The 22,321-nt window shown below is 53.7% G+C and carries 20 protein-coding genes; 12 read left to right on the top strand and 8 right to left on the bottom strand.

Annotated elements, in window-relative coordinates; genetic code table 11:
- Positions 1-61: 61 nt before the first annotated feature.
- On the bottom strand, positions 62-1,303 hold the full coding sequence (locus PXG97_RS06495) for a sensor histidine kinase (RefSeq protein ID WP_276496936.1): 1,242 nt from the start codon (positions 1,301-1,303) through the stop codon (positions 62-64).
- Positions 1,300-1,977, bottom strand: coding sequence for a response regulator transcription factor (locus PXG97_RS06490; RefSeq protein WP_276496935.1), 678 nt, complete (start codon positions 1,975-1,977; stop codon positions 1,300-1,302). Before PXG97_RS06490 ends, PXG97_RS06495 begins: the two co-directional genes overlap by 4 nt.
- A 243-nt stretch (positions 1,978-2,220) precedes the next feature.
- On the opposite strand from PXG97_RS06490, the gene PXG97_RS06485 reads away from it, so the two are divergent.
- From PXG97_RS06485 to PXG97_RS06455, 7 genes are all read left to right on the top strand, one after another.
- Positions 2,221-2,685: a thioredoxin family protein gene (locus PXG97_RS06485; protein ID WP_276496934.1), complete on the top strand. Its 465-nt coding sequence runs from the start codon at positions 2,221-2,223 to the stop codon at positions 2,683-2,685.
- A gap of 53 nt (positions 2,686-2,738) precedes the next feature.
- The gene (locus PXG97_RS06480; RefSeq protein WP_276496933.1) at positions 2,739-3,800 is read left to right on the top strand and encodes an FAD:protein FMN transferase; all 1,062 of its coding nucleotides are present in this window, start codon (positions 2,739-2,741) and stop codon (positions 3,798-3,800) included.
- 11 nt (positions 3,801-3,811) lie between these two features.
- Positions 3,812-4,030: a DUF4266 domain-containing protein gene (locus tag PXG97_RS06475; protein WP_276496932.1), complete on the top strand. Its 219-nt coding sequence runs from the start codon at positions 3,812-3,814 to the stop codon at positions 4,028-4,030.
- A gap of 11 nt (positions 4,031-4,041) precedes the next feature.
- Positions 4,042-5,235 carry a DUF3570 domain-containing protein gene (locus tag PXG97_RS06470; RefSeq protein WP_276496931.1) on the top strand — a complete coding sequence of 398 codons (1,194 nt, stop codon included), beginning with the start codon at positions 4,042-4,044 and terminating at the stop codon, positions 5,233-5,235.
- Between the two features lie 7 nt (positions 5,236-5,242).
- Positions 5,243-6,139 (top strand): phosphatase PAP2 family protein, encoded by an 897-nt coding sequence (locus tag PXG97_RS06465; protein ID WP_276496930.1) that lies wholly within the window; start codon positions 5,243-5,245, stop codon positions 6,137-6,139.
- Positions 6,140-6,436: 297 nt separating this feature from the next.
- Positions 6,437-7,927, top strand: a complete 1,491-nt coding sequence (locus tag PXG97_RS06460; RefSeq protein ID WP_276496929.1) for a sensor histidine kinase — start codon at positions 6,437-6,439, stop codon at positions 7,925-7,927.
- 46 nt (positions 7,928-7,973) lie between these two features.
- On the top strand, positions 7,974-8,678 hold the full coding sequence (locus PXG97_RS06455) for a LytR/AlgR family response regulator transcription factor (RefSeq protein WP_276496928.1): 705 nt from the start codon (positions 7,974-7,976) through the stop codon (positions 8,676-8,678).
- A gap of 35 nt (positions 8,679-8,713) precedes the next feature.
- On the opposite strand, the gene PXG97_RS06450 is transcribed toward PXG97_RS06455, so the two are convergent.
- A complete protein-coding gene (locus tag PXG97_RS06450) occupies positions 8,714-10,543 on the bottom strand; it encodes a metallophosphoesterase (protein ID WP_276496927.1) in 1,830 nt (609 codons plus the stop codon).
- Between the two features lie 730 nt (positions 10,544-11,273).
- Between PXG97_RS06450 and PXG97_RS06445 the strand changes: the two genes are divergently transcribed.
- The 3 genes from PXG97_RS06445 (at position 11,274) to PXG97_RS06435 (ending at position 14,007) form a co-directional block, all read left to right on the top strand.
- The gene (locus PXG97_RS06445) at positions 11,274-11,423 is read left to right on the top strand and encodes a hypothetical protein (protein ID WP_276496926.1); all 150 of its coding nucleotides are present in this window, start codon (positions 11,274-11,276) and stop codon (positions 11,421-11,423) included.
- Positions 11,424-11,724: 301 nt separating this feature from the next.
- Complete coding sequence (locus PXG97_RS06440; RefSeq protein ID WP_276496925.1) at positions 11,725-12,618, top strand: cyanophycinase; 894 nt, start codon at positions 11,725-11,727, stop codon at positions 12,616-12,618.
- A gap of 459 nt (positions 12,619-13,077) precedes the next feature.
- The gene (locus PXG97_RS06435) at positions 13,078-14,007 is read left to right on the top strand and encodes a hypothetical protein (RefSeq protein WP_276496924.1); all 930 of its coding nucleotides are present in this window, start codon (positions 13,078-13,080) and stop codon (positions 14,005-14,007) included.
- 150 nt (positions 14,008-14,157) lie between these two features.
- On the opposite strand, the gene PXG97_RS06430 is transcribed toward PXG97_RS06435, so the two are convergent.
- From PXG97_RS06430 to PXG97_RS06410, 5 genes are all read right to left on the bottom strand, one after another.
- On the bottom strand, positions 14,158-14,715 hold the full coding sequence (locus PXG97_RS06430; RefSeq protein WP_276496923.1) for a hypothetical protein: 558 nt from the start codon (positions 14,713-14,715) through the stop codon (positions 14,158-14,160).
- A complete protein-coding gene (locus PXG97_RS06425) occupies positions 14,708-16,210 on the bottom strand; it encodes a PQQ-dependent sugar dehydrogenase (protein WP_276496922.1) in 1,503 nt (500 codons plus the stop codon). The genes PXG97_RS06430 and PXG97_RS06425 overlap by 8 nt, the downstream gene beginning before the upstream one ends.
- Before the next feature lie 774 nt (positions 16,211-16,984).
- Positions 16,985-17,620, bottom strand: a complete 636-nt coding sequence (locus PXG97_RS06420; protein ID WP_276496921.1) for a TlpA family protein disulfide reductase — start codon at positions 17,618-17,620, stop codon at positions 16,985-16,987.
- Between the two features lie 50 nt (positions 17,621-17,670).
- The gene (locus tag PXG97_RS06415) at positions 17,671-18,555 is read right to left on the bottom strand and encodes a DoxX family membrane protein (RefSeq protein WP_276496920.1); all 885 of its coding nucleotides are present in this window, start codon (positions 18,553-18,555) and stop codon (positions 17,671-17,673) included.
- A gap of 142 nt (positions 18,556-18,697) precedes the next feature.
- Positions 18,698-19,060: a hypothetical protein gene (locus PXG97_RS06410; protein WP_276496919.1), complete on the bottom strand. Its 363-nt coding sequence runs from the start codon at positions 19,058-19,060 to the stop codon at positions 18,698-18,700.
- Between the two features lie 465 nt (positions 19,061-19,525).
- On the opposite strand from PXG97_RS06410, the gene PXG97_RS06405 reads away from it, so the two are divergent.
- The gene (locus PXG97_RS06405; RefSeq protein WP_276496918.1) at positions 19,526-20,479 is read left to right on the top strand and encodes a sugar phosphate isomerase/epimerase family protein; all 954 of its coding nucleotides are present in this window, start codon (positions 19,526-19,528) and stop codon (positions 20,477-20,479) included.
- 96 nt (positions 20,480-20,575) lie between these two features.
- Complete coding sequence (locus PXG97_RS06400) at positions 20,576-22,315, top strand: GMC family oxidoreductase (RefSeq protein WP_276496917.1); 1,740 nt, start codon at positions 20,576-20,578, stop codon at positions 22,313-22,315.
- Positions 22,316-22,321: the final 6 nt, after the last annotated feature.

Genomic DNA, 22,321 nt, shown 5'->3' with positions numbered 1-22,321 from the left:
TTAGCATAAACTCAAAAGCTGATTAACCGCTGGCAGGGGCAGTAAGGAGGCTGCAGGATGCTCAGGCGAACCGCACCGTGAAGTAATGCCTGCCATCGCTATAGCTGTACTGCAGTGGCCAGCCATGCACGTTGCAAATCTCTTTGGCTATCGCCAGCCCCAGCCCTGTAGACTGCTCTGGCCCCGACCGCTCCTTTTTAAAGCGTTCAAAAAGCTGTTCCTCCGCCAGGGCCAATGGGCTGCCCGGGTTGGAGATGGTAAGTCTATTCGGGCTGAGGAGTACGGAAACGCGGCCCTGCCCGGAGGTATGGCGAAGCGCATTGCTCAGCAGGTTCGACAGAAGAATCTCCATCAAGTATCTGTTTGCCTGAAGCACACAGGGAGCAATTTCCAGCTGCAGGAGCAGCCCCTTTAACGAGAAAAGCTCCTCGATTTGCTCTAGCTGTGCCTGCAGCAGTTCCCTTACGTCAACTGCTTCCCTTTCCTCAAAAGCCCTGTTGTCCAGCTTGGCTAGCAGCAGCAGCCCTTTGTTGATGCGGGACAGCCTGCTGGTGCTGGCCTTGGCCAGGGCCAGGTGGTGCGCCACCTCTTCGCTCAGGGGGTACTGGCTCAGCCGATCAAGCTTTGACTGCAGGATTGCCAGTGGGGTCTGTATTTCATGGGAGGCGTTTTCCGTGAATTCACGAAGGGCCAGGAAGTCTCGGCGTCCCCGACGGGTCTGTTCCAGCAAGGCACTTTGGAGTTCCTGGAATTCCTCCACTTGCGAAGCGTGAAGGGAAAGTGGTTCAGAAGAGCTGATTTGGTACTGCCGGTAGGTGGCCAGGTTCTGGAAGAAAGGCTGCCAAATCCTTTTAGCCAGGAAGTAATTCGCCACGGTTCCGGCAACGCCGAGGAGCAGCCCCATCACCAAAAATACAAGAAAGATCGTCACGTAATACTCCCCCCAGCCCACATGCGCATCCATTACCAGCAGGGCATAGTTTTTCCCGTTTATGCGCCGCACTGTTCGCAGGTAGCGGTAGTCTTCCTCCCGTTGCTGCACATGGTCGTAGATCACTGAGTCGCCGTAGGTCCTGGTAAGGGCTGTTTCTGTGCTTACCTGCCTTACCTGGGTTAAAGGGAAGCGCGGTATTACTCCGTTCCGGATCTGCTCTACAACCAGCTCCTCCTGCAGGGCAAGCTCCTCGTTTACCTCTTCCTGCACCTGCCACTGCAGTATCAGGAAGAGCAGCAGGCTGCCAACAACCAGCATTGCAAGGGAGGCCAGCAGGTAAGTTCTCGTGATGATGTGCAGGAGCTTCATGAAGTGGCCCATTTGTAGCCCAGCCCGTAAACCGTTTTGATGTACTCTCTCCCTGTGCGCTGCTTCAGCTTTTTACGCAGGTTCTTGATGTGCATGTAGATAAAGTTGAAGTTGTCCGCCATGTCGTAGCTGTTGCCCCACAGGTGCTCGGCAATAGCTTGCTGGCTGACCATCCGGTTCTGATTGACCACCAGGTAGAGCAATAGTTCATACTCTTTCCGCGTCAAAGCCAGTTCTTCTCCCTGTACGGTTACCGCCTTTCCCACAGTGTCAATCCTGAGGTCATCTATCCTGATATCAGCGTGGCCGTGCTGGTACTTCCGGCGTATAAGGGCGTGAATGCGTGCATTCAGCTCCTCCAGGTGGAAGGGCTTGGTGATGTAATCATCCGCTCCCAGGCTTAGCCCCTCCAGCTTATCGGCAAGGGCGTTTCTGGCCGACACGATCAATACCCCCGCCTCAGGGTTTACCTGTTTCAGGAGCTTGAGCAGCTGCAGGCCGCTTCCGTCGGGTAGTGTGATGTCCAGAACAATCACATCGTACTCATACAGCAGCATCTTTTCTTCTGCCTCCACAAAACCTGATGCACGCTCGCACAGGTATCCTTGCTCGGTCAGGTAAGTCGATACCTCCTCCAGTAGTACCTGCTCGTCCTCTACAATCAGTAGTTTCATATTTCTTTTCAGGGGTGCTACAAAGGCTTTTGCTCCCAAGGGTAAGCCTGTAAGTTTAACATATTTTCTGTACGGAGTAACCGTTCCTATAGAAATTCTACAGAAACTTTTGGTTGTTTACGTGCAAATAAGAAGCATTTTCCTGTAAAAGCCTGGTTCCTATTAGCCAGATGCCCCTTCTGTCGAGAAGCTCAGAAAGGCGGCAGATTTTTACAGGCTTGGCTGCTGTAACAAGACTTACTGATGAAAAAGAAGTTAGCTTTTGCCCTGACCCTAGGGCTACTCATGAATCTGAATACGGCTTTTGCCCAGCTCGCCGACGGCAACGGGTGGAAGGTGAAGTATGAAGCCGCTGTCGCCGAGGCCAAAGCCGCGCACAAGCCTATCCTGATGGTGTTTGCGGGGTCGGACTGGTGCAAGCCCTGCATCATGCTGCGCAAGGAGGTGTGGGAGTCGGAACAGTTTAAGCAGTACGCCAGGGAAAACCTGGTGCTGCTGGAGCTAGACTTCCCGAGGCTGAAGAAGAACCAACTGCCCGCGGAGCAGACAAGGCAGAACGAGGAACTGGCGGCCAAGTATAACCGGGATGGCCTTTTCCCGCTGGTGGTGCTCACAGACGAGAATGGAAACGTGATAGCCAAGACTGGCTATAAGACCGGGGGCCCGGAAAAATACATCCAACACCTGAAGGAGCTCCAGAAGGATTGACGTGTAACCACTATCATACTGACTGAATCGGCCTCTACGCCAGACAAGCACTTATGCTCAAACGCCTGTTTATACTTTGGATAATCTGCTGCGGTGGCCTCGTGCAGGCCGTGCAGGCGCAGCGCCTGCCCCTTCAGGAGCCCCAGATGCAGAAGAAAGTGCTGAAGCTGATGGGCACCCGCTTTGAGCTGGCAGCCGTCAGCCAGGAGCCGCAGAAAGCCTGGGAAGCCATAGACGCCGGCATCAAAGAAATCCAGCGCATCGAGGCGCTTATCTCGGAATGGCAGCCTACCTCCCAAACCAGCGAAATCAACCGCAATGCCGGCATCCAACCGGTGGTGGTGGACCAGGAGCTCTATGACCTGATCAGCCGCAGCAACCGCATCTCCCAGATGACGGGCGGCGCCTTTGATATCACCTTTGCCTCCGCCTACCAAGTATGGAAGTATGACGGCAGCATGAAGGTCATTCCCTCGCCCGAGGAAGTGGCCGCCTCTGTCTCCAAAATCAACTACAAAAACATCATCCTAAACCCTAAAGACCACAGTGTATACCTGAAGGAGCCTGGTATGAAAATAGGCTTTGGGGCGATAGGCAAGGGCTATGCTGCCAACCGGGCCCGCGATGTGATGCGCGAAATGGGCATTGCGGGAGGTGTGGTGAATGCGGCCGGCGACATGGTAACCTGGGGTAAACAGGCCAATGGCGAACCTTGGTACGTCGGCATTGCCGATCCGGAGGAAAAAGATAAGGTATTCTCTTGGCTCACCGCCGATAACACCGCCGTGGTGACATCCGGCAACTATGAAAAGTATGTGGAGCTAGACGGCAAGCGCTACTCGCACATCATCGACCCGCGGACCGGCTATCCTGCGCAGGGCCTGAAGAGCGTCACGATTGTATGCGCCAACGGCGAGCTGGCAGATGCCCTTGCCACGGCCGTCTCCGTGCTGGGGAAAGAGGAGGGGCTTTACCTTGTTAACCAGCTAAAGGGGGTAGAGTGCCTGCTGATCACCGACGAGGATGCTATCGTCACTTCAGATAAACTTAGCCTGCATTATTACCAGAACAAGAGGAATTTAACCGAAGCTACCGGGGCAACGGGAAAGAAGTAGGAGACAAGAAAATGAGAAAGCGAAAATTGGTGCTTGCGGCGTTCCCACTGCTGGCGCTGCTGGGCAGCTGCCAGTCTGTGAAGCCTTATCAGAAAGCCTATTTGAATGAGGAGGAAATGAAGCTGAGCGCCAGGAAGCTCGAGAGCTTTGAAACTAGTTTCGAATCGTACCGGGAGGGTGCCTCCGGAGCAAACGGCGGTAAGGTAGGAGGGGGGTGCGGATGCAATTAGAGCAGAAATGCTTGGCACTTGTCGCAGCCTTTGCTTTGGTTGCCGGATGCGCCTGTGCCCAGGGCGCGGGAGCCAAAGCCACCAAGCGGGTAAAGGAGCTGCCCCCCGCCGACGTGAACATTCTGGCCAGTTATTACAGCCAGGACGGCAACCACTCGCCTGTGACGGGCGGCATCGGCACAGAGGAGCTCACTGACGTGACGCCAACGGTGATCGTGAACGTGCCGCTGGACACGGTCACCAGCCTGCTGGTGAATTTCGGTATGGACTTTTACTCTTCCGCCTCTACCGACAAGATAGACTTTAACGTTTCCTCTGCCTCCAGCTCAGACATGCGCACGCACATCAATGTGGGCCTGAGCCGGCGAAATAGCCTGAGCCGCGTTACCAAGAGCGTTACGGTGGGAGGCTCTAACGAGTATGACTATAACTCGTTCTCGCTGGCGGGCAGCTGGGCCAAGGAGTCGCTGGACGGTAACCGTGAGGTGAGTTTTGCGGGGCAGGTTTTCTTCGACAAGTGGAAAATCATCTATCCGGTTGAGCTGCGGGATAAAAGCCCCTGGGTAGACACGGATAAACGCCAATCGTTTATCTTCACGGCTACCGTATCCCAAGTGATCACCAAGCGTCTGCAGGCTTCGCTCACGGCAGACGTCGTGTACCAGACGGGCCTGCTCTCCACGCCCTTCCACAGGGTGTATGTGCAGGAGCAGGAGGAGGCTGTGGTGGAGCAGCTGCCCGACAGCCGCCTGAAGCTCCCGGTGGGGCTGCGCGTAAACTACTATATAAGCGACCTGCTCACGGCCCGCATGTTTTACCGTTTCTACACCGATGACTGGGGCATAACAGGCCACACAATAGAACTGGAGACGCCGTTTAAGATGGGGCCGTTTTTCTCTATTTACCCGTTCTATCGCTTCCATACCCAAACGGCTGCCAATTACTTTGCCCCGTACAAAGAGCACACGCTCAGCCAGGAGTTCTATACTTCTGACTATGACCTGGCAGGCCTGAGTAGCCAAAAGGTAGGCCTGGGGGTGCGCTATTCCCCGCTGTTCGGCATTGCCAAGTTTGGCCTGCCTTTTACCCGCAACGACACACGACTAAAAAGCATAGAGCTGCGTGCCGCGCAGTACTGGCGCAGCGACGGCCTCAAAGCTTTCCTGATCAGCACGGACCTTGGTTTTACGATACCTTCAGAGTAACATACTTATGTTGACGGCACATCCTGAAAGCAAGCACCACGGCAGCGGCATATGGCTGACAATGCTGGTTTGGTTATTTTGTTATGGGGTGCAGGCGCAGGGTCTGCCCTCCCAACCCGACACCACCTTCCTGGATTCCTATATCCGCCGCGAGCGTAGCTTTGGGCCGGCAGCGGAAGCAGCTGCAACCAGCATCGGACGGGCCAGGTGCTCCCCCTTTGCCAGAGGAGCCGCTGTGGTAGTGGCGGGGGCAGGCATTTGGACCGCCACCTTCGCCTGGGCTGATGAACCCATACAGCAATACACCCAAAGCCATCGCAGGGCTGTGTCCGACCAGCTGTCCTCTGTAGTAGAACCGCTGGGCCGGCCCGGCTACATGGCGCCGCTCGCCGGGGCTGCTTTTGCCGGTGGGGTGTTTTTAAATGATGCGAAGCTGCAGAAAGCCGGTCTGGTATCGCTGGGAAGCATACTTATCAGTACGGGCGTAACCAGTATCCTCAAAAATGAGTTTCACCGTTACCGGCCAAGCGAGACGACAGAAAACCACTTTTTCGATGGCCCTGCTCCTGCATCAAGCAACACTTCGCTGCCATCTGCCCATACTGCCACAGCCTTTGCCGTGGCGACCTCTGTTGCGAATGTGTATGGGCGAGAGCACAAATTTGTAAAGCCGCTGGCCTATGGGGCGGCGACACTGGTGGGGCTCTCCCGGATCAATGACAACGCCCATTGGGCCACCGATGTGATGGCGGGTGCCGCGGTAGGCTACTTGTCTGCGAAGGGGGCCATTTACCTCTACGACATGGCCCACCAGAAACAAGGCATCCATAGGCAGCGGCGGCTGCTGGTTACTCCTCAGCCTGGCCTCCACTCAGGAGGGGTGAGTGCTACGCTGGTTTTCTAGCCATGTGAGCAGCTTCTTAGAAGGTCCACCTGATAAGTTATAGGTTTGATGTGATCTTACTTGTCCGGTCGGCACCTCCACCGCCTTGGTTTAGGGCGATTTTCACCACTTATTTCCCAGGACTTTAGGTGAGTACGGCTCTTCCGAAAAGCCTCTGCTAAGCGCTTTCTTAAAAGCAGGCGGAGGTAAGGCTTTCCTGATTCATCACAAACTTCAGGGCTTTCATCACTTTTATTACCTATCAACAGGGCTTTCCTTTATACTTGGGCTATGAATGATATGGCAATAAAAAACATCATGGCAGAGCCTGTCCAGCGGGGCAAGGTAGAGTTCTGGGCCGCTACCACCATTTACGTGTTTTCGCTGTTCTCGCTTTCCATCGAGTACAGCCCAAACGAGTTCGACTTCCGGAACGCGAACCTGGTTTTCCACTATTACGAGCATTTTTTCTGGCCCCAGTTGGTGCGCTTTACCATTATTTACCTGGCCTTCCTGCTGCTTAACTTCAAAGTGGTGCCCAGGCTGATCCAAAAAGAAGCGGTGTGGGTCAACAGCCTGCTTGTTCTCACGGTATTTGTGGCCGTAGGGGTCTTTACTGGCATCACAGATACTTATTTTAAAGGATACCTGCTGGCTAGGTTCGAGAACGTACAGGATTTCTGGAATTATACCTTTCAGAGTAGTTTCCAAAGTACCTTGCGGCTCCTGCTCGTGTTCGGTTTCTACACGTTCATCAAGTACTTCGGGCTTTACCTGCTTGCTAATTCTGATGCCATACAATCCAGGTACCGCATGGTGACACAGGATGTGATTACGGCTTTTATGGTATGGTTGGTGAGTGTGTTCATACTGGTTGTATTTAACGTGGGGGAGGAGTTAACTGCGATCTGGGCCATTGTTTCACTTAGCGGCATCCTGCTCTATTTCTTTTCGTTTTATGTACTCATCCCTAGGTCGCTTGCGGCGAAAAGCCCAGGGATGTTTTATGGGGCCAGGGTGTTGCTGCTACTCGTTCTTGCCTACCTGCCTGCTGCCTTGCTCTTGCTGCCCATGCTGCATGATGAAGATGCCGCCTTTGGGATTAGTCTATTCAATGCCGTGTTTCAGTTAGCCGTAACGGCGCCTGCTACCTGGTTCTTGTATAAGCGGCAGCTAAAAGGCAAGGAAGAGGTATTTGTGCTGAAAAAAGAGCTGGGGCATTCGGCCGCGAACCTGGATTTGCTGCGCTCACAAATAAACCCGCACTTTCTGTTCAATGCCCTCAACACGCTTTATGGCACAGCCCTGCAGGAGCAGAGTGAGCGCACGGCTCAGGGGATACAGATGCTGGGTGATATGATGCGCTTTATGCTCCATGAAAACCTGCAGCAAAAGATCCTGCTGTCGCGCGAAACAGAGTATCTTGAAAACTATATTAACCTGCAGCTGCTGCGGACCTCTGCATCTCCAGGCATTGTGGTTGAGACGAATGTAGAAGAGGTGCTGGACCAGAAGTACATTGCCCCCATGTTGTTGATACCCTTTGTAGAGAATGCCTTCAAGCACGGCATAAGCCTGCAGCACAAGTCCTGGATCAGGATAAGCCTGCATTGCGACTCGACTAAACTATACTTCGATGTGTACAACAGCACCCATAAAAAATCGGAGCAGGACCCTGAGAAGAACAGATCCGGCATTGGTTTGGAGAACGTAAAGCAGCGGCTGGAGCTTCTGTACCCCCATAAGCATGAGCTGATTATCCGCCAAACACCGGAAGAGTACTTTGTGCACCTTACGCTGGAGTTGTAATTACCACCACGGACTACGTATATTCGGAGAAAGTATAAATGCTTGTATGAGAGCAATAGCGATAGACGATGAACCAATGGCGCTGGAGGTGGTGCGGTCTCATGCCGCGAAGGTACCGTTCCTGGAACTGGTCGCCTGCTTTACCGATGCCTTCCAGGCGCTGGAGTTCCTGCAGAAAGAGTCGGTTGACCTGTTGTTCCTGGATATCAAGATGCCTGACATCTCTGGGCTGGAGTTTGTCACCAGCCTTCAGAAAAAGCCGATGGTCGTTTTCACCACAGCTTACTCGGAGCATGCCGTTATCAGTTTCGAGCTTGATGCCGTGGATTATCTGCTGAAGCCCTTTTCCTTGCCCCGGTTCATAAAAGCCTGCAACAAGGCGCAGGAGCTGCTACAACTGCGCGGCGTGGGGGCACCCGCCAATGATCACCTTTTCCTAAAGACAGGCTATGAGCAGGTGAAAGTATACTTTGAGGAGATCTTATACTTAGAGGCAGCCGGCAACTACGTAACGTTTGTGCTGGAAAACAGAAAGCTGCTCACGCGCATGACCATCAGCGAGGCAGCCGATGTACTGCCAACTGCGCAATTCGTGCGCGTGCACCGTTCCTTTGTAGTTGCCAGAAACAGGATCGATAAGATCGAGCGCCATCAGGTAAGCATTGCGGGCCTTGAGGTGCCGGTAGGGGCATCGTACATGCAGCAGTTGCAGGTTGCTCCCCACAGTGCCATCAACGGGGCTGGAAATTAGGTGCTTTCTTCTCTGCCTTAGCTAACCAAAGCGATTCACCGATGCAAAGGGATCACCAGTGGGTTTTCTATGAGAAATGCACGCTGATCCTCCGCAGTAGCAGCTGGATCAAAATAGGGAGCCCCGGCTTGCTTGCCGCTGGACCGATTCCAGGAGCGGGGTACCTTTCTGATACCAATGGGGTAGAGGGTTATCTCCCTTTCGGTGATGCGCAGGCGCAGGAAGTTCTTGTGGTCCTGGTGGCGGAGGGCAGAAAAGGTCTCGTTGTCCTGCACCTGCAGGAGCAGGTTTAGCAGGATTAGGAAAGTGCCGGTCAGCAGCCCTCCCAGCAGCCAGCCTGTTGCCAGGAGCAGCAACACAGAGCCTGCTTTCCCCATGGCATACGCCAGGAAGGGAAGAGCAGTGCTCTCCTGCAGCGAGACTGCGGCTAGCAGGTGGCCTCCGGGCCAGATGATAGCCAGGGCCAGCAGGGCATGGCAAAAGCCATGTACGCCGCCCAGGAAGGTGACCACGGCTGGACGATCAGAGGCTTTCCTGTCTGCAAACATACCAAAGCCTGCAATAAGGAGCGTGAGGAGAAAAACAGTGGAGGGACTGCCGGCCAGGGCCTGTAAAAGGAGAAGCGGCGACGGCCACAGGCCGCCCAGACCCGGCCAGCCTGCTGCCCAGAGCCGGGCATGGTCACTGTAGAGTTGCCAGCCCACAAGCAGGTAAAAGATGCCGAGCAACAGACTGAAATACGGGTTCCTGAATGGGAACAGCAGATTACCGAACGTAAGCGCCCGGGATACCTTTTTCGAGGGGAAGCACTTTTGCAGCTGGAAAGTTTCCGCTTTGCCGCTTTGCTTTTCCGGCCAATTGATGGTTTCCTGTAGGTGATGCGTTGGGTGCAGGAAGGTACCGCCACCGCCGGCTGTCAGGTGGGGGACGTCCGGCTTGCCCTCGCGCAGGTGGGTGTAACGGGCGTAGTGGTGCAGGTCCCCGGACAGCACGAGCACCAGCCGGAGGGTACGCTTTCTCTCCTCCTGGATACCATTTTCCCCCATGTGCGTATAAGCGATTTCCTCGATGCAGGACTTTTTGAAAAAGGCCAGTTTCTCATAGCGCTCTTTTGCGAAGGCCTTTTCACAACGCACCCAGGCTGGCTCTGCCGTGCATAGGATCACCTGGTCGCTGTCCCGCATGCGCTCAGTGGCCACCTCCTTGAAGTAATCCAGCTGCGGTTTGTCGATGTCGGCGTTAAGAGAGATGTCAATCCCCCACAACCAGCACGTAGAGGTCAGTTGCAAGGCAAAGTAACTGCGCTCCTGCCGGGTCGTCCAGCCCCCGAGCCTGCGTTCCTGGCAGAACTGCTTCAGGAAATTAGCCAGTCCGTCATACCAGTCGTGGTTGCCAGGAATGGCAAACAGGTGCGGTTCCGGTGCCGCACAGCCCTGCGGGATTACAGGCCTGGGGAAAGCGCACTCGTAGGGCCCCCACAGCCGGTCGTGGTATTCCTTTCGTGCCGGGGTAGGATATACCTGATCACCACCCATCAGGAGCAGGTCCCCGCGCCGGGTAGAGGTGCTGCCCACCACCAGCTGCTTTTGTGCCAGGAGGTAAGCCGTGTAGTAGGTAGGGTTCCAGCCGTCCCCGATGTCAGCTATGTAGTCCAGCCACAGCTCCTCGCGGCCGCTGTAGTCGTAGGGTCGGGGCTTTCGGGTGGTGGCAAAGGACTCCCGCTTGTCTACATAGGTGCTGAAAACAGAGGAGACCACCACGCGAGTCGCTGTATCGAGCAGCTGCAGCGGGTTGTACCAGTGCACCATGGGCTTTCGCCGGAACGATACGTTACCTATGTCTACTTTTGACTTGTCGCGGTGCATGATAGGGAGTTATAGGGAGTAACTACAAAAAACGGTCTCCAGATGAAACACCATACTAAGGTAGTGGTTCCACGGTACTGTTACAAGCTGCCACGCGTATTCCACCGGCCGGGTTTTGTGGCGCGGCTCCAACTAGTCCTCGCATGTAGCGGGCGCTGAGTCAGGCAACCGGGTACCATGCGTCCGTAGGAGTGCACCTCCTCCAAGCCGCCCGTTCCGTAGAAAGCAGGAGTCTTCTTTACATAGAACTATGTGCGGACGATACCCTTTCATCCCAAACAAAGCGATCAGTGGAGAATCCTGAGCAACCCGGCTGCTGGCACAGTTTGATATGGAGGCCCGATACAATGCCGCGCCTTCCCAACTGTTGCCGGTCATCATCAACGAGGCGCCGGAGTACCTGTAGTACGATGGATCTGCAGAAGAACAAGAAACTCCTTCTGATAGCAGTAAAAATAACATGTAAATTTTTGCCTGTGCCGTACATCTGTTTTTCTCTGGCTTGTTGGTTTGAACACGGCTTTAGAATAGGCTTTAACAGTTGTATGATCATTTTTTAGAGAAAGAAGACGGTGCCAGTATCTTTTTCTGGCGCTGTCTTTTGATACTTACAGCTTTACCAACTCTGTGTCTCTGCAGGAGCCGGGCAACCGCTCTGCGCAAGATAAGTATGAGGTATGAAGAAAGACTAAGCTTCACGCCTATGGAATGAAAAAAGGAATTGACGCACATGGCCTCTGTGGTTGGGCAGCTGCGCAAGGAGGAATACGAGCTCGGCTTCAAGGTAGACAACGGTGGATTGCTGTGCACTATGGACGGGAAACAGCAGTTCGGGCCGGAAGAGGTGCAGGTCGTAAACTTCTACAGCCTCGAGGGCTAAAGTTATCCGGATGACATGGCCATTCTTTACGTGCTGGAGACGAACAGCGGTGCCAAAGGTACATCGCTGGTGCCTACGGCCTCTACCTTGATGAGAGCGTGGAGAGTTTTATAAAGCAGGTACGGGACTTGGGCAAGAACCTGGACAAGCGCGTGTAAAGTGAAGCCAAAAGTGCTTTGCCGGCGCAGCAGCGCTGGCAGGTAAAGAGTGGGAGAGGCTCTGAGTAATGAGCCACTGGAAACCGCAAGAGTACCTGCTTGGTACATGAAGCCCCTTTGTTTAACCTAAACGAAAGTAAAGTATGTCAAAACACACTGTATCAGACAGACCAAAAACGCATAAGGAGGCGCCGGTTCCCAAGGGACGCCTGCTTGCCATTGGCGGTCATGAAAGTAAGGGGGAGGGAGACAAGACAGAAGACCAGGAACGTAATGTAGAGTTCGAGAGCGAGCAGATACTCAGGTTCTTCGCCTCCGAGCTAAAGGGCGACAGCCCGACAGTCGTACTGATCCCCACCGCCTCTGCCGTACCGGACAAAATGATCAAGGACTACCAGAAGGTGCTTGGGGAGATGGGAGTAAAGAAGGTGGAGGTCATGGACGTGCGAAACCGGAAGGAGGCCATGGACGACGGGCTCTGCGAAATGGTGGAGGGCGCGGCGGGCATCTTCTTCACCGGTGGCAGTCAGCTGCGGCTCACCTCCATCTTCGGGGGCACCAAGGTGCTGCAGCTGATGAAGGAACGCTTCACCTACGACGATGTACTTATCGCCGGCACCAGCGCCGGGGCTGTGGCCCTTTCCACGCCCATGATCTACGAGGTGATGACCCAAGGCGGGTTCGTAAAGGGAGACGTGCGTGTCACCACGGGGCTGGAGTTCATTAAGAACGTGGCCTTCGATACCCACTTTATCCAGCGGGGGAGGATGGTCCGGATGGCCCAGTGTATTGTCACCAACCCCGGCTGCATCGGCATAGGGTTGGAGGAGGACACGGCCGTGTATGTCACCGAAGGCCGGCAGATGCAGGTGCTCGGGAGCGGGCTGATCACGGTGATCAACGGCTTGGACCTGACCTGCTCGGATATCTACAAGATAGACACGGGCCACCCTTTCTCGGTGCGAGACCTGCGCGTGCACCTGCTGGCCGACGGAGAGAAGTACACTATGCCAACTTATGACCACTTGCACCAGTAGCAGCTTACCTGGTCGTGCCTTTGCTGATCCTAACGCTGCTACGCTTGCCCATGTGCACGGCTTTTACTGGTTAACATATGTACCTGGCCCTTCAGGCACTTTTCCAGTTTTTTATAAGTAACAGGGCCAAAAGCGGATCTACGAAAATTTTATGGCCAACTTTTGAAGTACTTGGGGGCTTTGGTTAAGGGAGCAACAAGCCAAAGCGTTCCTGTTGAGGTGCCGCTTACCGGTCAAGCGCTTTAACCTGCTACATGAAAACGATCAAGAGCGCTTCTGGTTTATGAATGGCTCTTATTCCAGTGCTGTGAAGGAAGAGCTTTACAGGGATTAATCAAGCCCATGCTTAACAGGGATGTCCCCGGCAAACCGGAAACAAACCCTTTGTTATGTGGCGGGGTATAAGGAGGCACTACGAAGGCACTTGCAGGAAACACCTTTCACTTAAGACAAAGCAGCATGAGACTAATCACAGTAAAGGCCCCTGAAGGACAGGGAAAAAGCATCGCCGAGGTAGCCTTTTCCTCCGGGGCCTCGCAGGTGTCCCTGCGCCAGGAGAGAAGGCTCTCCGCAGCCCGTGAGGAGACGGAATTGCTTGACGTGGTGGAGGTGGAGACAGCCACCCCCAAAGCGAAGCACTTTATCGAAAGCCTCATGGTAGCCACTTTCTATGATCCTGCGTCCTACGCCTTCTCCATACGGCATCCGGAGTCCATATTTGCCTCGGAGCCTCCTAAGGAAGAGACCCACCCGATCGTCAGGCCCACGACAGATGTGTACGAGGAACTCTGGCAGTTCACAAAGGTTACCGTTAGCCTGGTGGGCCGGGTTTTCCTCTCCTCCGTGCTGCTTGCCTACGGCATGGTGGAGGGGATGCTGCCGCTCATCATAGCCGGGCTTCTGTTCCTGCCGTACCACCACCACATGCTGGGCGTAGGTTTGGGCGCCTCCATTCGGGAGTGGCGCTTTCTAGGGCAGGGGCTCCTGGCCTTGCTTGTCTCCACTGGCCTGATCGTGCTGGCAGGGGCGTGTGTGGCGCTCTTCACTGAGCCCCCCATCCACTTCAATGAGTTCTTCAGCCCGCCGCTCACCGGGTTAGTCATTTCAGCGGTTATTGTTGTGGCCGCGGGGTTGGGTGCCGTGGACGATGCAGGGCGAAGGGAGCTGGTGGGCCTTGCCGCCACGGCCCATATTACGGTTTACCCGGCGTGGTTCGGGCTTAAGCTAGTCTTTGGCTTCGATCCTGCGGACAAGATCGGAGAGCACCTGCTCACCTTCGGTGTCAACGTTGCCTCTTTAACTGCCGCCGCCGCTCTCACTTTCGCGCTGATGCAGATGAAAGGAGATGGAATCAGGCGCTTTGTCAGCCGAAAGACTGGTGGTATATAAAGAGATTCTCCATATCTATTGTACCTGCTGGCAAGTTATAAGGTGAAGTTAATTACGAATGTAATTCTCGGGCATCACTACCATAGAAAGGAGGTAACGATTTTCCGGCACGGGTACCTCCCACATGTTCATTAACGTGTGGGGCAGTAGTTAGAAGTTCTCCTTGTAAAGGATCGACATAGAGCACATCTCCAGCACCGCCTCCTGTAGTAGCAGCTGGCTCGTGGATTTTTCCGCTACCACGCCAAAAGTGATTTCTACGATGCGCGGTATGCCTAAGGCCAGCCCCAGCTGCTCTGCCACTGCAAAGGCGCCCATCGAGTTGTAGTTCGACAGGTATACTTGGTGTAGGTCCTGCCAGGGAGCTTTGGCACCACCGGCCACCGCTATAAAGTCTCCGAGCGCCTGCCTGGCCTTACCCATTACCTGGCCCAGCAGTTGCCGTACATCCGATGGCTCCCGGTCGATCAGGGAGAATAGCTCGCGCGCTTTTTCCTCGTGCTTCTCCGCTTGCTGCGCCATTTCGGCAAGATACTGTTTGATGTGCGGTTCTTCTATCTTCTCTACTGTGTCCTCTAGCAGCTTCCGGTGGGCAGCCTGCGTCAGGAGCACGTTATCGAGCCAGGACTTTGCGCGGTCCAGCTGTTGATTTCTGGTTTCCCGGTCCAGTTCTATAAGTATGGTGGGGATTTGTGTCGCCTTAGCCATTGTTGTCCTCCTTTCTTGTCACTTTCCATAGCACGCCCGTGTGGGCGAAGGCAAGCATGTTGCCAGGGGTTACTTTTGCTACGCCAAAGTCCAGCACATATAGGCTCCTGCCGTCGGGGCTGAACTTGCAGGATACAGGCCGTTCGATGCCGCCGGTGCCGTAAGTAGAGGCTGGGCCCATCTTTCGGTTGTGCATAAAAGGTTCTGCGGTGCCTTTCTCCACGTTTACCCGTATCACGCGGAAGCCATGGTCTAGGTCTTCAGGTCGTGGGGAGTTTAGCGGTGCCAGCGTACCCCATTCGGCCACGAAAAGCTCTCCTTCGTGGCCAAAGGCATCGGAGCGGGAGAAATCCATCTTACACATGCAAGAGTGCGGTTGCTCCAGGAAAACGGCTGGCCCGGCCCATTCCGGCGGATTCTCCAGCAGCAGCTCTGCAGCTTTGCCCCGGCTGGGCAGGTGGCTTTCGTGGTTTACCGGCAGGCCGTCGCCACAGATATCAGGGAAACCATACCAGGCTGGAGTGTTAACAGACCCGAAGGGTAGGCTGGCGTTTTGGATGTGCCAGATGCGGTCCGGGTCATTGGCCACCGCACGTTCTCCTTTTTCCTCAAAATCGTTATCTGCTACATACAGCTCACCGGCATCGTTCATCGCCATACCAAACGGGTTGCGAATACCCCATGCCAGAAGCTCCACATCGGTTCCATCTGGGCGTGACCGCCAGACAGCAGAATTACAGAACAGCTCGCCCTTTACTACTTCCCCCTTTTTGGCAGGCGTACCGAAAGGTTTGAACGCGCCGGTTTCGATCATGTAAGGGTAGGGTAGGCGGGGATCGCGGCTTCTGACATTGTTGCCGGTTAGCGTCACGTCCTGGCCCGGTACATCGTGTGCATTGGGATGTTTGGCCAGGTCTACGGTAAAGCCTGCCGGCAGCGTCACGCCCTGCTGCGATACGGAGCCGTTTCCAAAGTACATCATCCCGTCCGGCCCAAAGATAGGCCCGCCCGGCTCGTGCCAGCCACCGCTGGGAAGCTGGTCAATAAGGATCTTCAGCTCTCCGTTCGCTAGGTTGTACTTTGCGATCTGCATGTGGTAGCCGCCCTTCAGCGCCATGTACAGTTCCCCGTCGCGCCAAGCAATGCCCCGGGGGCCTGCCTGCACGTTCATAACTATGGCCTCTGTTTCACCGGAGCGGTGGTGCACAATCACACGCGCCGGCATGTAGGGACGCGTGGGCCAGGAGCTGCCGCCCTCACTCACGAAAACGGTTCCGTCGTCGGCAAAGGCAATGTCAGTGGGGAAGGAGAGACCGGCCATAACTACCTCCACTTTATATCCTTCGGGCACTACCACCTCGGAGGCATCTAGCATTGGCCTGGCTGGTGTGGAAAGGGTACGCAGATCCTGGCCCGAGGCAGGTGCTGTCTTTAATTTTGTCTTGGAGATCGAAAAGCCGGTGTTTTTGCGTAGCTCTGTGTAGTCTGTTCCCATAAAGTGAGTTGTAGAAGTATAAGTTTATAACTGCTGTAAATCTTGCAGGCAGATAAATAATTCTTTGTGTGTTTCTTCAGCTAAGCGGGTGAGGTAGCTGAAAGGAGGGTAGCGTTAGGATAGGTAAAATTGAACGCTGTTGCTGCGATAAAGTTGGGTATTATCCAGATTAGCGGGCCGCTAACTTCCTGCTAAGGTCTTTTGTGTATGAATGCCTGCACTACCGCGATAGAGTTTTCCCGTCTTGCAGCCACCCATTATGCACCATTCATAATTTTGGTATCAGGTAATAGCAGCTTCAGCATCGCTTTCACTTCTTTTGGGGCTGCTTGCTGAAGGTAGTTATTTAAGTTTCTAGTATTCGTTCATTGTTTAGATGAGTCTGGTGAAGGCGCCTTGCCTCTTTGGCAAGCGCTGCCGGAAGGAGAACTTGGCTTCGGCTACTCTGTGGAAGACGGAGGTTATAGCGCCCTTTTCCGTAATCATCTTGTTTTTTAGAGGGAGGGAATAGCTTACGGTGCCGGAGGATGCGCCAAAGGCGAAGCAGGCAGCCTAAAATGGACAGCAATAAGAAAAAACAGAGCGGTTTCTCCCAGCACCCCAGATAAGCTCTATTTGCCGCAGGAGCACATCATCAAAGGCGACATGATTGACTACTACCAGGGTGTAGCTGATCAAATTTACCGTTATCTATAATGCTTAGATCTGTGAAGGAAGTGCCATTAAAAACTTCACCCGTTCTGAAACTGCCAGAACGGGTGAAGCCTGGGGTTATTATTTGATAGCCAGCTTCTGAAGGAACTCGACTACTTCGGGTGTGTCATAATCAGCCATTCCTTCCTGCTTGGCCACAATCTTGCCATCCGGGGAGATAATGAACGTCGTGGGAATGGCGTTGGAGTAGAACTCCTGCGGGAAAGGGCCAGCCGGCATGTAGACCGGGAAAGTATAGCCTTTTTTATCAATAAACTTTTTCACCTTGTCCATGCCGCCCTCATCCACAGATAGCATTACAAAGGCGATTTTATCAGAACCTACTTTTTCATAGAGCTTCTGGATATTGGGCATTTCTGCAATGCAGGGCGGGCACCAAGTTGCCCAGATGTTGAGGAACACCACTTTGCCTTTCAGGCTCCCAAAAGCCACCTGCTTGCCTTGAAGATTAACCATTTTAAAGCTGGCTCCAGCCATTTCTGAGCCTGCAGCCGCCGCCGCTCCTGCAGTTGCGGCAGGATCCGGGTTTTGGAGCGTTTGCGGTACTTCAGCACTCCTAATGCCTGTAGCCAGCAGTAGACGCTGCACCTGCCCAATAGCTTCGGTATGCAAACCTGTTACATATAAAATGCCAAAAGTGGCCAGCATGATTGCCCAGCCAGGAATAGCTTTGAGTGAAAATTTGTTCTTATGCATGATGTTCTTTTTTGAAGTGAAGATAATTGACCTTTCAGGATACTGCGTGGCTACAGTTCCACGGTAGTATAGCCTTTTTGCTTCAGGTTAAACATATAGGTTAGGCCGTTTGGCGTGATCTCAACCCCATCTGTCAAGTCAGCAGGGGCGATGTTAAATTGATTTAAAGACATGCCGCACAACATATAAGTAATCCCGGCAGCCCTGCCTTTTGCTATCTCTGCAGCCATTGCACCTTCTTCTCTGAAGGCTTCTACTGATTTTCCACAGGCCATCACTACAAAAGAACCACGGTTATACTTGCTGTCCTTTGTGATCGTCTCGGCTGTGTTTACGGCGGCCTTCAGGTGGTTTGGTTGGCTGATGAGTACGGCGTATTTCATGCCTGCAGCAGGTACAGTAGTTCCTTGATGCGTTGCATGCTGAGCAGTTGGCGTGGCGCAGGAGCCAAGCAATACTAGTAGGCCGAAAGCCAAAACGGCTGCATAGTTGCCTTTGCGTAATAGGGCTAACCTTGTTCTCTTTTTCTGCTCCAGTACTTGGTCTATGCTATAGTGTGTGGCGCCATTTAACACAAAGAAGATGAGCAAACCAAGTAGCGCAACATTCTTAAACAAAGGCCCATAGTCTTCGCTCCCTACCTGTACTGTCAGTGTAATGGGTATGAGGATGGCCAGCAATCCGGCAGAAGCCAGCTTTGTCTTGAAGCCAACCAGCAGCATGATGCCGCCTAAAAGCAGGCCAACGCCTGAAAGTTGAATGAGCGTTTCGGCTGGCGCTATCCAAGTAGCGAGCTGTGCGAACGGCGCCTTCTCTAATCTGGCGGCCGCACCGGCTGTATGCAACACGTGGTTAAGGCCTGCTGTAACAAAAATCAGGCTACCCAGGCCGCGCAGCGCAAGGAAGGATATCTTTTGTTTAGGGGTAATTCCCATTTTGTTAAACTTTCTTAAAATAACTTGATAGGTAAATACGGGGCATACCTGTCACTACTCGCCTGTAGGAGGGAGTCAGGTATGACATGGCCAACAGAAACTGGGTTCAGCCAAGCTGTTACCTGTCGTGTTAAAGTTGATTTTAAGAAAGCCGGGGCGGCTCGGGGTCATACTCGAGCACAGGAGAAAGGTGTTTCTGGACGAGTGGCAACACAAAGGCTTTCGTAGTTTCAAAAATAATGGGAGACTCTGGATGCAACTCGTTTACAACAGCGTATACTTGCTGGCTGCAGCCCAAAGCTATACCTGAGGCGTTATCTTTCTGGCCGGAGTGCGTCTGATGTCTCAGGCATTTTTTAGCACAAGGTCCTTTACCAAAATGCTTACTGATTCTACAGCCTTTTTTTAGCTCGACCTGCTGCGTAAAGCTGCGCATACTGCTACTCTTCGGTAGCGCGAAGAGCAGTAACGTGAGGGTCACAAACAGCAGCAGGTAGTGTTTCATTTTTAGAATGCCTTAGGCTTTCTGTTGTGGCAGACCAAAAACAGAAAGCTGCAGAAGGTGTGCTGTCAGTAAAAGTACAAAATAAGTTAACCTTGGCCAAGGCGAATACGCATTCTCTGCTGTGAAAGGGCGTTCGGTGGCATCTGAAGTCCTTTCATGTAGCAAGCAGGGGAGTAAAAACCGGTCTGGACAAGGAAGCGATAAGCAGTAGCATGAACGGTTATGAGCCGCCTACACAGCGGCCGCGAATCGTGATGAACTATTACTTCCTGTTGCACGAGGATAACTATAACCTTCGCGAGTTCATGGATTCCTAAAATGCCTCGACATATGTCTTTACGAGGTCGTATGCGACGAAGAAGTATAAATCAGGCTGCCAGAGAGAGTATTCGCTTGCATTTTTGGGTACATTGGAGTACTTTAAAGTACGTTTCCTACTGTATCGCTCACCATAAAACCATACTTATGTCAATAGATCGCCGCAGGTTCCTGCAGCAGCTGGGCAGTACTGCCGCCGGCCTTACCGGAGTTGCGCTTTTAGGCCCGGATGCCTTTGCCGCTCAGCCGCCCAAAAAGCTTTTCTTTAAACTGTCGCTCGCGCAGTGGTCGCTGCACAAGTCGCTGTTCAAAAAGGAGATTGACACGCTGGACTTCCCAAGGCTGGCCCGCGAAGTATACCAGCTAGATGCAGTGGAGTACGTGAACCAGTTCTTTAAAGACAAAGCCACCGACAAGCAGTACCTGCGCCAGCTGCTAAGGCGCAGCCAGGACCAGGGCGTGTTCAACAACATGATCATGATTGACGAGGAAAGCGACCTGGGTGACCCTGACCAGAGCAAGCGCCTGAAAGCTGTGGAAGTGCACAGCCGCTGGGCCGATGCCGCTAAGTTTCTAGGCTGTCGCATGATTCGGGTGAATGCCTTTGGCTCCGGGAATAAACAGGAGGTAAAAAACGCTGTAGTGGATGGACTGGGGCGGCTGGGCGAGTACTGCCACCAGATTGGCCTGCAGCTGGTCACCGAAAACCACGGCGGCCTGTCTTCGGATGCCGAGTGGCTGGCCGATGTGCTGCGGCAGATAGACAAGCCTTACGTCGGCTCCTTGCCAGACTTTACCAACTGGTGCCTCCGCCGCGAGGGCCCCGGCTTCTGGGGCGGCAAGTGCCTAGAGGAGTACGACCCCTATAAAGGCGTGGCCACCCTGATGCCTTTTGCCGCCGGCGTAAGCGCCAAAGCCTTTGATTTTGACGCGAAAGGCAACTGCCTGGACATCGATTATACCAGAATGCTCCAGATTGTGAAAGACGCCGGCTACACCGGCTACATCGGCATAGAGTATGAAGGGGAGAGCCTGCCGGAAAAGGAAGGCATTCTGAAAACGAAAGCCCTGCTGCAGCGCGTTGGAGCCAAGCTGAGTTGAGTATATTAAAACCAATGTTCTTAAACCAATAGATAAGGACGTTTTCTTATAATAGCTATGGTCTTGGTCGTTCTCATCACCCTTGTTTAAAAGCTCATGAAAGAATTTCAGGTTAAAAAAGAAGTAAAAAAGTATGATGCCGTGATTGTCGGCTCTGGCGCAGGAGGGGGCATGGCAGCCTATGTTTTAGCCAATGCCGGCCTTAAAGTATGCCTGCTGGAGGCCGGGCCGATGTATGATCCTGCCATAGATTCGGCACAGTTAAAAAACCCGTGGGAATCACCCCGAAGAGGGGCTAGCACGAAGTTCAGACCCTTTGGCGATTTTGACGGCTGCTACTGGGGATGGGAAATAGATGGCGAGCCGTATACCAAGGCAGAAGGAACCGAGTGGGATTGGTGGCGTGCCCGCATGCTGGGTGGTAGAACAAACCACTGGGGCAGAATTTCCCTGCGCTTTGGTCCAAAGGACTTCAAGCACAAAAGTGTAGATGGACTGGGAGAGGACTGGCCCATCGGGTACGAGGATGTGAAGCCATACTATGATAAGGTAGACAGGCTGATCGGCGTGTTCGGCACAAACGAAGGCCTGGAGGATGAGCCCGATGGCATTTTCCTGCCGCCACCGCTACCGCGTCTGCATGAGTTGATGATCAAAAAAGCAGCCACCGGGATCGGCATTCCCGTTATTCCTTCCCGCCTGTCGGTGCTCACCAAAAAAATAAACGATGAGCGCGGGCAGTGCTTCTACTGCGCGCAGTGTGGCCGCAGTTGCAAGGCCTACGCAGATTTCTCCTCTTCCTCCTGTCTGGTAAAGCCTGCCGTGGCGACGGGTAACGTGGATGTGATTCCCCATGCGATGGCGCGCGAAGTCATCACCAACTCCGAAGGGTTGGCCACGGGAGTCTCTTATGTAGATACGCTGGACATGCTCGACTACCAAGTGGACGGAAGAGTGGTTATTCTGGCGGCAAGCGCCTGTGAAAGTGCGCGGTTGCTGCTCAACTCAGTGTCGCACCGCCACCCGAACGGGTTGGCTAATTCGAGTGATGTGGTTGGCAAATACCTGCATGACTCGACAGGGGCTGCCATGGGCGGGGTGCTGCCGCACCTGATGGGCCGCAAGCGCTACAATGAGGATGGCGTAGGCGGCATGCACGTCTATACACCCTGGTGGCTGGACAACAAGAAACTAGATTTCCCGAGAGGGTACCATATTGAATACTGGGGAGGCATGCAGCAACCGGCGTATGGGTTTGGCTGGGGGATTGAAAATTTGAACGGAAAAATGCAGGTGCATGGCAAAACCAAAGCGGCCGGAGGCTATGGCAAGTCCTTGAAAGATGATTACCGGTTTATGTATGGGGCGGGTGTGGGCATGGCCGGCCGTGGTGAAGCCATTGCTTTTGAAAGCAACTACTGCGAGATAGACCCGAATGTGGTGGATAAGTATGGCATTCCGGTCCTACGGTTCAATGTAAAGCACTCAGACTACGAGATTAACCAGGCCAAGCACATGAACGAAACCTTCAAGGAGATTATGCACGAAATGGGGGCGGTCATCACCTGGGGTGGCGATAACGGGCCTCATAACAAGTGGGGGTTGGAAAATCCTGGCAAGATTATCCATGAGGCCGGTACGGTGCGCATGGGCAACGATCCCAAGCGATCAGCCCTGAACAAGTGGAGCCAGGCTCATGACTGCAAAAACATTTTCTGTGTAGACGGGGGGCAGTTTGTGTCGCAGGCAGACAAAAATATTACCTGGACGATCATGGCCCTGTCGATGCGTGCTTCCGAGTACATTGTGGATCAAATGAAAAAGCAAAACCTCTAGGAATAT

This window comes from Pontibacter litorisediminis (assembly GCF_029360645.1).
In the GTDB taxonomy this organism is placed as follows: Bacteria; Bacteroidota; Bacteroidia; order Cytophagales; family Hymenobacteraceae; genus Pontibacter; species Pontibacter litorisediminis.
Note: the sequence above shows the minus strand (reverse complement) of the source record. Positions and strands in the feature narration are given on the sequence as shown.